The sequence below is a fragment of the Enterobacter sp. PGRG2 genome, assembly GCF_030291195.1.
Classification (GTDB): domain Bacteria; phylum Pseudomonadota; class Gammaproteobacteria; order Enterobacterales; family Enterobacteriaceae; genus Enterobacter_D.
In genome coordinates this window covers 4,028,217-4,040,053 of sequence record NZ_CP127837.1, presented here as the reverse complement: position 1 = coordinate 4,040,053, position 11,837 = coordinate 4,028,217, and the positions used below count along the sequence as shown (strand labels likewise).

11 protein-coding genes are annotated in these 11,837 nt (G+C 57.3%); 4 read left to right on the top strand and 7 right to left on the bottom strand.

Features of this window, described 5'->3' with window-relative positions:
- Positions 1-6: 6 nt before the first annotated feature.
- Positions 7-234: a YejL family protein gene (locus QRD42_RS18055; protein WP_072569491.1), complete on the bottom strand. Its 228-nt coding sequence runs from the start codon at positions 232-234 to the stop codon at positions 7-9.
- A 135-nt stretch (positions 235-369) separates the two neighbouring features.
- Between QRD42_RS18055 and yejK the strand changes: the two genes are divergently transcribed.
- Positions 370-1,377, top strand: coding sequence for a nucleoid-associated protein YejK (gene yejK, locus QRD42_RS18050; protein WP_321987788.1), 1,008 nt, complete (start codon positions 370-372; stop codon positions 1,375-1,377).
- A 53-nt stretch (positions 1,378-1,430) separates the two neighbouring features.
- Here the strand turns inward: yejK and rplY are convergent, their stop codons facing one another.
- Positions 1,431-1,715, bottom strand: coding sequence for a 50S ribosomal protein L25 (rplY, locus tag QRD42_RS18045; RefSeq protein WP_072569159.1), 285 nt, complete (start codon positions 1,713-1,715; stop codon positions 1,431-1,433).
- Between the two features lie 121 nt (positions 1,716-1,836).
- Positions 1,837-3,597 carry a DEAD/DEAH box helicase gene (locus tag QRD42_RS18040; protein ID WP_321988791.1) on the bottom strand — a complete coding sequence of 587 codons (1,761 nt, stop codon included), beginning with the start codon at positions 3,595-3,597 and terminating at the stop codon, positions 1,837-1,839.
- A 155-nt stretch (positions 3,598-3,752) separates the two neighbouring features.
- On the opposite strand from QRD42_RS18040, the gene rsuA reads away from it, so the two are divergent.
- The 3 genes from rsuA to QRD42_RS18025 all read left to right on the top strand — a co-directional run bounded on the left by rsuA (position 3,753) and on the right by QRD42_RS18025 (position 6,237).
- Positions 3,753-4,475 carry a 16S rRNA pseudouridine(516) synthase RsuA gene (gene rsuA, locus QRD42_RS18035; RefSeq protein WP_318372986.1) on the top strand — a complete coding sequence of 241 codons (723 nt, stop codon included), beginning with the start codon at positions 3,753-3,755 and terminating at the stop codon, positions 4,473-4,475.
- Positions 4,476-5,672 (top strand): Bcr/CflA family multidrug efflux MFS transporter, encoded by a 1,197-nt coding sequence (locus QRD42_RS18030; RefSeq protein WP_318362848.1) that lies wholly within the window; start codon positions 4,476-4,478, stop codon positions 5,670-5,672.
- Between the two features lie 220 nt (positions 5,673-5,892).
- Complete coding sequence (locus QRD42_RS18025) at positions 5,893-6,237, top strand: YejG family protein (protein ID WP_318372984.1); 345 nt, start codon at positions 5,893-5,895, stop codon at positions 6,235-6,237.
- 1 nt (position 6,238) lies between these two features.
- Here the strand turns inward: QRD42_RS18025 and yejF are convergent, their stop codons facing one another.
- From yejF to QRD42_RS18005, 4 genes are read right to left on the bottom strand one after another with little or no spacing between them, the layout of a single operon-like run.
- Positions 6,239-7,828, bottom strand: coding sequence for a microcin C ABC transporter ATP-binding protein YejF (gene yejF, locus QRD42_RS18020; RefSeq protein ID WP_321987787.1), 1,590 nt, complete (start codon positions 7,826-7,828; stop codon positions 6,239-6,241).
- A 1-nt stretch (position 7,829) separates the two neighbouring features.
- Positions 7,830-8,855 carry a microcin C ABC transporter permease gene (locus QRD42_RS18015; RefSeq protein ID WP_321987786.1) on the bottom strand — a complete coding sequence of 342 codons (1,026 nt, stop codon included), beginning with the start codon at positions 8,853-8,855 and terminating at the stop codon, positions 7,830-7,832.
- Positions 8,855-9,949 carry a microcin C ABC transporter permease YejB gene (locus QRD42_RS18010; RefSeq protein WP_072569153.1) on the bottom strand — a complete coding sequence of 365 codons (1,095 nt, stop codon included), beginning with the start codon at positions 9,947-9,949 and terminating at the stop codon, positions 8,855-8,857. The genes QRD42_RS18015 and QRD42_RS18010 overlap by 1 nt, the downstream gene beginning before the upstream one ends.
- Before the next feature lie 9 nt (positions 9,950-9,958).
- On the bottom strand, positions 9,959-11,764 hold the full coding sequence (locus QRD42_RS18005; protein WP_321988790.1) for an extracellular solute-binding protein: 1,806 nt from the start codon (positions 11,762-11,764) through the stop codon (positions 9,959-9,961).
- Positions 11,765-11,837: the final 73 nt, after the last annotated feature.

Below are 11,837 nucleotides of genomic sequence, written 5' to 3'. Positions count from 1 at the left end.
TGTTCCTTAGTGCGCGTTATCGTCGTTAACGGACGACTGCAACGCCTCTGCAAAAGAGCGGGCGATAGCCTGACGCTGGGCAGGCGCAACGCTGGTGTTGATAAGATTGGTCACCATGTTTCCCAGCACCATCAGGGAAAGATCGGTTGGCGTCTTATGTTTTTCCAGCACGTTTGCCAGTTCACTCAGCAGTTGTTCAACGTGTTCATCACTATAACGGGATATCTGTGGCATAAATTCGGAATCAGTTTGTTCATGAAAGGGCAACATATTACCGTAGCAACAGCTTTTTTTCTGCATTTTTATCCGCTATTGCACAGATGTGCTGGCGGTGGTTGAATACCGCCCGGTCTAAAAGGAGAGTTTATCATGAGTCTGGACATCAACCAGATTGCCCTGCACCAGCTTATCAAGCGCGATGAGCAAACCCTTGAGCTGGTGTTACGCGATTCATTGCTGGAACCGACGGCTACCGTCAACGACATGGTGGCCGAGCTGCACCGGGTCTACAGCGCCAAAAATAAAGCCTATGGCCTGTTTAATGAAGAGAGCGAACTGGCGCAAACGCTGCGCCTGCAACGCAAGGGTGACGAAGATTTTCTCGCTTTCAGCCGTGCGGCAACCGGCCGTCTGCGGGATGAGCTGTCAAAATACCCCTTCGCTGACAGCGGGATAGTGCTGTTCTGCCATTATCGCTATCTGGCGGTAGAGTATCTTCTCATTGCCGTGCTGAATAATTTAAGCAGCATGCGGGTGAATGAGGAGCTGGATATCAGCTCCACGCACTATCTCGACATCAACCATGCCGACATCGTGGCGCGCATAGATTTAACCGAATGGGAAACCAGGCCGGAATCGACCCGCTACCTGACGTTCCTGAAAGGGCGGGTGGGGCGCAAAGTGGCCGATTTCTTTATGGATTTCCTCGGCGCCAGCGAAGGTCTGAATGCCAAAGCGCAGAACCGAGGGCTGTTACAGGCGGTGGACGACTTTACCGCTGAAGCGGATCTGGATAAAGCGGAACGCCAGAGTGTGCGTCAGCAGGTATACAGCTACTGCAATGAACAGTTGCAGGCCGGGGAGGAGATCGAGCTGGGATCCCTGTCGAAAGAGCTGGCAGGCGTCAGCGAGGTCAGCTTCCAGGACTTTACCGCGGATAAAGGCTACGAGCTGGAAGAGAGCTTCCCGGCGGATCGCAGTACGCTGCGTCAGCTGACCAAATACGCGGGCAGCGGCGGCGGTTTGACCATTAATTTCGACGCCATGCTGCTCGGCGAACGCATTTTCTGGGATCCGGCCACCGACACGCTGACCATCAAAGGCACGCCGCCCAATCTGCGCGACCAGTTGCAGCGCCGTCTGAGCGGTGGCAAATAACAGCCATAAAAAAACCCCGCCGGAGCGGGGTTTTTTATTCAACCTGTTGGCGATTACGCGCGAACGAAGTCGATGTGAGTCAGTTTCGGCTTGAACGCGTGACGCTGTACAGCCTGAACTTTAACTTTTACTTCTTTACCGTCAACAACCAGGGTCAGAACTTCGCCATAGAAACCTTCTTTGGCCTGCATGTTCATCACTTTGTCGTGGTCCAGTTCGATAGCAATCGGTGCTTCAGCGCCACCGTAGATGATTGCCGGGAACTTGTTAGCGGTACGCAGGCGGCGGCTCGCACCCTTACCCTGCTCTTTACGTGCTTGTGCTTCAATAGTAAACATTTGAATCTCTCTAATTAATCCTGTTACAGGCGACCCAGCAACAGGCAGATGATCGGCTTTACGGTTGTAAAGCGGGCGGTATTCTATACCCGAACGTATGTGACTTCAACGAAAAGCGCCGCTAGCCGCGCAATTCATTGGCGCGCCGGAAGCGTCCTTCGTAATCGAAAACCTTTTCGCGCACCTGCCAGAACTGGCCTTTTTTGCGCGCGACGACAAAATCCGGGTGCCTGAGCAGCGCGCGGGACGCGACGATATCCGCCGCGACTATCCAGCGCAGCGGCACGCCCGGCGTGCGGGTGTGGGGCCGAATAAAAAGCTGTTCGAAAGCCGTGCGCTGGGCAGGCGTTTGCAGACGGAAGCGCTCGCTGACGTCCGCGCCGTCCTCATCGTAATAAGTAATTTTCAGCCACTGGCCTTTCTCATCCGCGCCATGCTGTAAGTCCATGCCGCTGCAGCGCAGCACCAGCGCGTCTTTCAGCTTCAGCGCGGCTTTCAGCATATCGTCAGGATCCACCAGCACCGTGTCGCACTCGCGGCAGCGGCGGGCGGCAATATCATTTTCTGCGTTGCACTGCGGGCAGTTTTTAAAGCGGAAGCGGTAGTCGCACTGGGCGCGATGACCCTCATCGTCTTCAAACCAGCCCTGGCAACGGCGGCCAAAATGCTCGATCAAGGTGCCGTCGGCGGTGGTTTTTCCCCAGAAAGTATTGGCAAAACCGCAGTCCGGGCAGAAGACCTGCACCGGCACGTTATCACTTTTACCTTTTGGCGCGCCCACTTCGGGCGCGAAGAGATCGTGCGGGTTACCGGCGTAATCCAGGATCAGGCAGTCGGTTTTACCGGGGGCGAGCCGCAGGCCGCGGCCCACGATCTGCTGATACAGGCTGACGGATTCGGTCGGGCGCAGAATGGCGATCAAATCGACATGCGGCGCGTCAAAGCCGGTGGTCAGTACCGAAACGTTCACCAGATAACGAAACTGCTGCGCTTTGAACGCCTCAATCAGGGCATCGCGCTCGCTGCCCGGCGTTTCACCGGTGATCAGCGCCGCCTCATTCGCCGGCAGCAGGCCGGTGATCTCCCGGGCGTGCTCAACGGTGGCGGCAAAAATCATCACCCCTTTACGGGTGGCGGCGAACTCCTCAATCTGGCTGATGATGTGCGGCGTAATGCGCTGCTGCTTTTTCAGCTCGCCATTGAGATCCGCCTCGCTGAACAGGCCATTGCGCTGCACCTGTAAGCGGCTGAAATCATACTGTACTACCGGCATATCCAGCCGCTCCGGCGGCGTCAGGTAGCCATGCTTGATCATATAGCGCAGCGGTAGCTCATAAATGCAGTCGCGGAATAGCGCTTTTTCATCGCCGCGCACCATGCCGTGATAATGAAACTGATAGATCCAGCCTTTACCCAGCCGAAAGGGCGTGGCGGTCAGCCCCAGCAGGCGCAGTTGCGGATTCACTTTCGTAAGATGCGTGAGGATCTGCTGGTACTGGCTGTCGTCGTCATCACTGATGCGGTGGCATTCATCAACAATCAGCAGCGAAAACTCCCCCTGAAAATGGTCGAGATTACGCGCTACCGACTGCACGCTGCCGAACACCACTTTGCCGTGGCTCTCTTTGCGTTTCAGCCCGGCGGCGTAAATGTCTGCCTCAAGGCCTAACGCCAGATATTTCGCGTGGTTCTGCGCCACCAGCTCCTTGACGTGAGCCAGTACCAGCACACGTCCGCGCGCCACCCTGGCAAGTTCGGCGATCACCAGGCTTTTACCGGCCCCGGTGGGCAGGACGATCACCGCCGGGTGACGATGATGGCGAAAGTGGGCGAGGGTGGCGTCGACAGCTTCACGTTGGTAGGGGCGGAGTGTAAAAGTCATGGTCTCTTTAATTTTCATCAGCAGACTAATAGTATGCCACGGTTTTTTTCCCTTGAGCGATACGCGCAGCCCGTTATACTTAGCCATGCAACATTGCTTCTTTTTTTCGGGCAGTTAGCCCGACTCCGGCACCCTTTACAGGCAAATTAAATTTCATGCGACTTGATAAGTTTATCGCTCAGCAGCTTGGCGTAAGCCGTGCTATTGCCGGGCGTGAGATCCGCGCCAACCGTATTACTATTGACGGCGAAATTGTACGACAAGCGGCGTTTAAACTGCTGCCCGAACATGAAGTGGCGTTCGACGGCAACCCGCTGGCGCAGCAGAATGGCCCGCGCTATTTTATGCTTAATAAACCGCAGGGTTACGTCTGTTCTACCGAAGATCCCGATCATCCGACGGTGCTCTATTTCCTCGACGAGCCGGTGGCGCACAAACTCCATGCCGCCGGGCGTCTGGATATTGATACCACCGGTCTGGTGCTGATGACCGACGACGGTCAGTGGTCGCACCGCATCACTTCACCGCGCCACCACTGCGAAAAAACCTATCTGGTGACCCTCGAATCCCCGGTCAGCGATGACACTGCCGAACAGTTTGCGAAGGGTGTCCAGTTGCATAACGAAAAGGATCTCACCAAACCGGCGGTGCTGGAAGTGATTACTCCGACCGAGGTGCGCCTGACCATCAGCGAAGGGCGCTACCATCAGGTGAAACGCATGTTTGCCGCCGTGGGTAACCATGTTGTCGGTCTGCACCGGGAACGTATTGGCGCCATCGCCCTTGACGATGATTTAGCCCCCGGTGAATACCGCCCGTTAACAGACGAAGAGATTGCCAGCATTGGCATGCCTTCTGAACTTTCCCAGGAGTCCTGAGTGACCGCCAGGCAAAACTCATCTCTGAGTATCGTCTTTATCCTTGGCCTGCTGGCCATGCTGATGCCGCTCTCCATCGACATGTATCTGCCCGCGCTGCCGGTGATCGCCGAGCAGTTCGCCGTGCCGGCAGGCAGCGCGCAGATGACGCTCAGCACCTATATTCTGGGTTTTGCGCTGGGGCAGTTGCTGTATGGCCCGATGGCCGACAGCATCGGGCGCAAGCCGGTGATCCTCGGCGGGACACTGATTTTTGCTGCCGCCGCCGTCGCCTGCGCGCTGGCGCAGAGCATTGAGCAGCTGATCACCATGCGCTTCTTCCACGGGCTGGCGGCGGCCGCTGCCAGCGTGGTGATCAACGCCCTGATGCGGGATATTTATCCGAAAGAGGAGTTCTCGCGGATGATGTCCTTTGTGATGCTGGTGACCACCATCGCGCCGCTGCTGGCGCCGATGATCGGCGGGGCGGTGCTGGTGTGGATGAGCTGGCATGCGATTTTCTGGATCCTCGCCATTGCCGCGCTGCTGGCCTCGCTGATGATCTTCTTTTTCATTAAAGAGACGCTGCCGGTGGAGCGGCGACAAAAATTCCGCGTTCGCACCACGCTCGGGAATTTCGCTACGCTGTTCCGCCACAAGCGGGTGCTGAGCTATATGCTGGCGAGCGGCTTCAGCTTCGCCGGCATGTTCTCCTTCCTCAGCGCCGGGCCTTTTGTCTACATCGAGATCAACCATGTTTCGCCGCAGGATTTCGGCTATTACTTCGCGCTGAACATCGTCTTCCTGTTCATTATGACCATCATTAACGGACGTTTTGTGCGCCGGGTCGGGGCGATCAATATGTTCCGCGCCGGGCTGTACATTCAACTGGCGATGGCGATATGGATGGTGGTGTGCGCGGCGCTGGACGTAGGATTCTGGGCGCTGGTGGTGGGCGTGGCGGCCTTTATCGGCTGCGTGTCGCTGGTGGCCTCAAACGCTATGGCGGTGATCCTGGATGAATTTCCGCATATGGCGGGCACGGCCTCGTCGCTGGCGGGCACTTTCCGTTTCGGCATCGGCGCTATTGTCGGCGCATTACTGTCGCTGGCGACCTTTAACAGCGCCTGGCCGATGATCTGGTCTATCGCCTTCTGCGCGGCCAGCTCTGTACTCTTCTATTTCTACGCCAGTCGCTCGAAAAAGCGCGCCGTCTAATCCTTTCCAGGGGGCAAAAACTGCCCCCTTCGTTGATGCATATCAACGGATCCCGCGATCGTATTTCCCCGATTTGTTTCTTTTATGTAAAATGTATTTGTGTAAAAAGTCACACCGTTGTAGTTAAAAAGGTTGAGTTAGATCTCATAAACGGGTACATATAGCCTGTGTAGTTACAGATGTAAATTAATTGTGAAGATTTTGCTTTCAGGGAAATAACGTGAATACATTAAACCTCTCTATCGTGCACCGGTTGCCGCAGAATTATCGCTGGCTGGCGGGAAGCGCAGGTTCGCAGGTTGAACCGATTCCGCACAATGGACAGAGCGGCGAAAATTGTCTGGTCGCGTTGAAACTGTTAAGCCCGGATGGCGATAGCGCGTGGCCGGTGATGCATAAGCTCAGCCAGGCGTTAAACGATATCGAAGTGGACTGCTCGGTGCTGGAATGCGAAGGCGAGCCCTGCCTGTTTGTTAATCGTCAGGACGAGTTTGCGGCCACCTGCCGCCTGAAAAACTTTGGCGTCGCCATCGCCGAACCGTTCTCGAACAACAATCCTTTCTGAGTTAGCTCAGCGACAGCAGCTGGCGCGTGTAAGCCTGCTGCGGCTGGCTGAACACCTGTGCGCACTCTCCCTGTTCCACCACCTCGCCCTGCCGTAATACCACCACCTGATGGCAGAGCGCGCGCACCACGCGCAGATCGTGACTGATAAAGATGTACGCCAGGCGGTGTTTTTCCTGTAAGGATTTTAACAGCGCGAGGATCTGCGCCTGCACGGTGCGATCCAGCGATGACGTCGGCTCATCCAGCACGATAAGCTCAGGCTTTAAGATCAGCGCCCGGGCAATGGCGATACGCTGGCGCTGGCCGCCGGAAAACTCCGCCGGATAGCGATGGCGGGTATCGGGATCAAGACCCACTTCCACCATCACCGCTTTCACCTGTTCTTCCCGCTCCGCCCGCGACAGGGCAGGCTGATGTACCCGTAACCCTTCTTCGATGATCTGCTGCACATCCAGCCGCGGGTTCAGCGAGGAGTTCGGATCCTGGAACACCACCTGCATCCGGTGACGCACCGGCAACATTTGACGGCGATCCCAGCGGTGCAACGGATGATGATCGAATTCAATTTGCCCTTCGCTGGCAATCAGCCGCAGCAGCGCCAGCCCGGTGGTGCTTTTTCCCGATCCGGACTCGCCCACCAGCCCAAGCGTTTCGCCGGGCCGCAGGCTGAAGCTTAAGTTGTTGACCACCGGTTTTTTCCCGGTCACGCGGCGGAAAAGGCCGCTGCGTACCGGAAAGGCGACGTTCAGATTTTTGACCTGCAACAGCGGCGGCAGGGCAGGGGTGAGCGGCACCGGATCGCCAGCCGGTTCGCTGTCCAGAAGCCGCTGCGTATAAGGATGCTGCGGGCGGGCGAACAGTTCTGCTGCGCGGTTCTGCTCCACGCAGCGGCCGTTTTGCATCACCGCCACGCTGTCCGCCAGCTTTTTCACAATGCTCAGGTTATGGGTGATGAACAGCAGCCCCATGTTCAGCTCATCACGCAGTTCACGCAGCAGTTGCAGGATCTGCGCCTGCACGGAAACGTCCAGCGCGGTGGTCGGCTCATCGGCGATCAGCAGTTCCGGGCGCGTCAGCAGCGCCATGGCGATCATCACCCGCTGCCGCTCGCCGCCGGAAAGCTGATGGGGGAAATCATTCAGCCGGGTACGGGCATTGCGGATGCCGACACGATCCAGACAGTCGAGCATTTCGCTGCGCGCCGCCTCACGCCGCATCCCGCGATGCAGGGACAGCACTTCATACAGCTGTTTTTCCAGCGTATGCAGCGGGTTAAGGGAGACCATCGGCTCCTGGAAAATCATCGCGATTTTATTGCCGCGCACGGAGCGCAGAGTTTTTTCACTGGCATGCAGCAGCGATTCGCCTTTAAACAGAATATCGCCCGCAGGATATTCCACCGGCGGCGCGGGCAGCAGCCGCAATACCGACAGCGCGGTGACGCTTTTGCCGGAGCCGGATTCGCCCACCAGCGCCAGGGTTTCACCGGCATGGATAGTCAGCGACAGATCGCTGACTACGGTGCGCAGCTGTTGCTGATGGCGGAAGGCCACCGACAGGGAATTTATCGCCAGCAGGGGAGCGCTCATCTTACACCGCCTTGTTCGGATCGAAGGCGTCGCGCACCGCTTCGCCGATGAAAATCAACAGCGACAGCAGCACCGCCACCGATAAAAAGCCCGCGATGCCCAGCCAGGGGGCCTGAAGATTATTTTTGCCCTGTAACAGCAACTCTCCCAGCGACGGCGAGCCGAGCGGCAGGCCGAAGCCGAGAAAATCCAGCGAGGTGAGGGTGGTGATGGAGCTGCACAGAATAAAGGGGATAAAGGTCAGCACGGCGACCATGGCGTTGGGCAGCATATGGCGCAGGATAATGCTGCGATCGTTGACCCCCAGCGCCTGCGCCGCGCGGATATAATCAAAATTACGGGTGCGTAAAAACTCTGCCCGCACCACGCCCACCAGACTCATCCAGCCGAACAGCACCGTCACCGCCAGCAGCCACCAGAAGCCCGGCTGAATGACGCTGGAGAGCAGAATGATCAAGAACAGCGTCGGCATTCCTGCCCACACCTCGATCACGCGCTGGCCAAAGAGATCGATACGGCCGCCGTAATAGCCCTGGATCGCCCCGACCATCACGCCGATCACGCTGGAGCAGAGCGTCAGCATCAGGCCAAAGAGCACGGAAATGCGCGTGCCGTAGAGAATGCGCGCCAGTACGTCGCTGCCGTTGGCGTCCGTACCCAGCCAGTTCTGTGCGGACGGCGGCGACGGGAAAGGCGTGTCGGTGGCGAAATTAATGCTGCGCGCGCCGAAGCGTACCGGTGCCCATAATACCCAGGCGTGGTCGTCCAGCTGCTTTTGCAACCACGGATCCTGGTAATCCGCCGGGGTGGCGAACTGTCCGCCAAATACCGTTTCGCTGTAATCCTTCAGCACCGGGGCGTACCACTGGCCTTCGTAGCGCACCAACAGCGGCTTATCGTTGGCAATAAGCTCCGCGCACAGGCTGAGGGAAAACAGCACAAGGAAAATCCACAAGGACCAGTAGCCGCGACGATTATGGCGAAAGCGTGCCCAGCGGGCCTGGTTAACGAGGCTTAATTGACGCATCAGCGACCCTCAAAATCGATACGTGGATCCACCAGCGTATAGCTGATATCGCTGAGGATATTCAGCAGCAGGCCAATCAGGGTGAAAATATAGAGCGTGCCGAACATCACCGGATAATCCCGCGAGACGGTGGCTTCGTAGCCGAGCAGCCCCAGACCGTTCAGCGAAAACATCACTTCAATCAGCAGCGAGCCGGTAAAAAACATGCTGATAAAGGTGGCCGGGAAACCGGCGATCACCAGCAGCATCGCATTACGAAAGACGTGTTTATGCAGAATATTGCGCTCGCTCACCCCTTTGGCGCGGGCGGTGACGACATACTGCTTACGGATCTCATCAAGAAAGGAATTTTTGGTCAGCATGGTTAAGGCGGCAAAGCCGCCGATCACCGTCGCCAGTACCGGCAGCGTGATGTGCCACAGGTAATCGGTGATTTTCTGATACCAGGGCAGGGTGTCAAAATTGGCGCTCACCAGCCCGCGCAGCGGGAAAAGATCGTAATAGCTGCCGCCGGCAAACAGCACGATCAGCAGCACGGCAAACAGGAAGGCCGGGATCGCATAGCCGATGATAATAAAGGCGCTGCTCCAGGTATCGAAGCGGCTGCCGTTGTGCACCGCTTTGCGGATGCCGAGCGGGATGGACACCAGATAGATAATCAGCGTGCCCCACAGCCCGAGCGTCACCGACACCGGCATACTCTCTTTGATGAGCTGTAGCACGGAGGCGCTGCGGAACAGGCTGTCGCCAAAATCAAAGCGCAGGTAATTCCACAGCATAGTGAAATAGCGCTCATGCAGCGGTTTGTCGAAGCCGTAGCGTTTGGTGATCTCTTCGATCACTTCGGGATCCAGGCCACGGCCGCCGCGATAGTTGCCCTCGCCGATATTGCCCACGCCGGTGCGCGCATGGGACGCGCCCATACCGCCATCGCCGCCGCCGGGCATCGCCCCTTTCTGACCAAACTCAATAGCGGCAATCGCCTGATCCACCGGGCCGCCGGGGGCGATCTGCACGATGAAAAAGTTAATGGTGATGATCGCCCACAGGGTGGGGATCAGCAGCAGTAAACGACGAAGTAAATAAGCGCCCATTGCCTCTCCTTAACGTCTGGCAGCGGGCAGTTTCGCCGCTTTGTTGACGTCGTACCACCAGGTATCAAACCCGATGGAATAGACCGGGCGCTGCGCGGGCATGGAAAATTTATCCCAGTAAGCGAGGCGATCGGACGCCATAAACCACATCGGCAGCATGTAATAATTCCACGTCAGCACCCGATCCAGCGCCCGGCCCAGCGGCAGCAACTTTTCTTTATCGCCCTGCGCGGCAATGATTTTTTCAAGCAGCGCATCGATGATCGGGCTGGTGACGCCCGGCGTGTTATAGGTGGAATTCAGGTAGGCCGAGCCCCAGGAAATTTGCAGATCGGTATCCGGCCATGGCCGTGCCTGTAAGGTGCGCGGCATCATGTCAAAATCACGGCTGCGCAGGCGGTTGGTGAGCTGGGAGTTATCCACCTGGCGTACGTTGAGCGTTACGCCAAGCCGCGCCAGATTATGCTGGAAGGGCATCACCCAGAGATTGTTGCTCCCGGCGGGCAGCAGCAGCTCAAAGCTGAAGGGTTTTCCGGTTTTCGCATTCACACGCTGTTTGCCCTTCAGCACCCAGCCCGCCGCATCCAGCAGTTGACCGGCTTTCAGCAGATTATTACGGTCAAAGCCGTTGCCCTGCGAGACGGGCGGCTGGTAGATGGAGGTAAACACCTCCGGCGGCAGCCCTGCTTTCATCGGCGCCAGCAGCGTCAGTTCGGCGGCATCCGGGTAGCCACGGGCGGCGTATTCCGTATTCTGGAAATAGCTGTTGGTTCGTGAATAGGCGCTATAGAACAGCGCTTTGTTCATCCATTCAAAATCGAAGGCAAGGGTGAGCGCTTGCCGAACCCGGCGATCCTGAAACAGCGGACGCTGGTTATTAAACGCCAGCCAGCGCGTATCCTGCGCCGATTCGTTTTTCTGCTCGTCTTTAATAATAAAGTGGTTGGCGAAATTTTTGCCGGTATAGCGCGTCGCCCAGTTTTTGGCATCCCCTTCCTGACGGAAATCAAACGCCCCGGCCTTGAAGGCTTCGAAAGCCACGTTATCGTCCAGATAGTAGTCGTAGCGAATATTATCGAAATTCCAGCGTCCGCGATTGACCGGCAGATCCGCCGCCCAGTAATCCCGCACGCGGGTGTAGGCGATATACTGCCCCATACGCCACTGGCTGATGCGGTACGGCCCGCCGCCTAATGGCGGCACGGACAGCGGATCGCTGAGCTTATGGTTTTTCCAGAATTTCTCCGGCATCACCGGCAGGCTGAACAGGCTCAGCAGATCTTCTTTACCGGGTTTGGCCAGCGCAATGCGTACGGTGAGCGGCGCGATGGCTTTGACCGTGGTGCCCTTGTAAATCAGCCGGAACTGCGGCACGCCTTCGGTCATGAATTTATGAAAGGAAAAGGCCACGTCGCTGGCTTTGACGGGCGTGCCGTCCTGAAAGGTGGCCTTTGGATTAATGGCGATCTCCGCCCAGGAAAAGTCATCCGCATAGCGCGCCATTTCCGCGATCAGCGGATAGTAACTGCCCGGCTCATCGTCCGAAGTGGTGAATAAGGTGTCATACAGCGCCTCGGTGCGCACCGCGGCATTACCGCGCAGGGCGTAGCGGTTGAAGTTATCAAAGGTGCCGATCACCGCAAGCGTAATGTTGCCGCCCTTCGGCGCTGCCGGATTGACGTAATCAAAATGGCTGAAATCCGCGGCGTATTTCGGCTCGCCAATCACCGAAAAGGCGTAGCTCTCTTTTATGGTCTGTGCCTGAGCGGTCAGGCTCACCAGGGCGAACAGCATCATTATTACGCGCAGAGACATCATCGGGCGGCTTCCTTTTACCAGCGCTAAGACCGGTGAATAATAAGGTACAGGCTGGTGGATGGTAAATGCT

What these genes read in the sequence shown, in the direction of transcription:
- QRD42_RS18055 (WP_072569491.1), bottom strand. Translation starts at nt 234, where the DNA reads ATGCCACAGATATCCCGTTATAGTGATGAACACGTTGAACAACTGCTG.
- yejF (WP_321987787.1), bottom strand. Translation starts at nt 7,828, where the DNA reads ATGAGCGCTCCCCTGCTGGCGATAAATTCCCTGTCGGTGGCCTTCCGC.
- QRD42_RS18040 (WP_321988791.1), bottom strand. Translation starts at nt 3,597, where the DNA reads ATGACTTTTACACTCCGCCCCTACCAACGTGAAGCTGTCGACGCCACC.
- QRD42_RS18010 (WP_072569153.1), bottom strand. Translation starts at nt 9,949, where the DNA reads ATGGGCGCTTATTTACTTCGTCGTTTACTGCTGCTGATCCCCACCCTG.
- QRD42_RS18005 (WP_321988790.1), bottom strand. Translation starts at nt 11,764, where the DNA reads ATGTCTCTGCGCGTAATAATGATGCTGTTCGCCCTGGTGAGCCTGACC.
- yejK (WP_321987788.1), top strand. Translation starts at nt 370, where the DNA reads ATGAGTCTGGACATCAACCAGATTGCCCTGCACCAGCTTATCAAGCGC.
- QRD42_RS18015 (WP_321987786.1), bottom strand. Translation starts at nt 8,855, where the DNA reads ATGCGTCAATTAAGCCTCGTTAACCAGGCCCGCTGGGCACGCTTTCGC.
- rplY (WP_072569159.1), bottom strand. Translation starts at nt 1,715, where the DNA reads ATGTTTACTATTGAAGCACAAGCACGTAAAGAGCAGGGTAAGGGTGCG.
- rsuA (WP_318372986.1), top strand. Translation starts at nt 3,753, where the DNA reads ATGCGACTTGATAAGTTTATCGCTCAGCAGCTTGGCGTAAGCCGTGCT.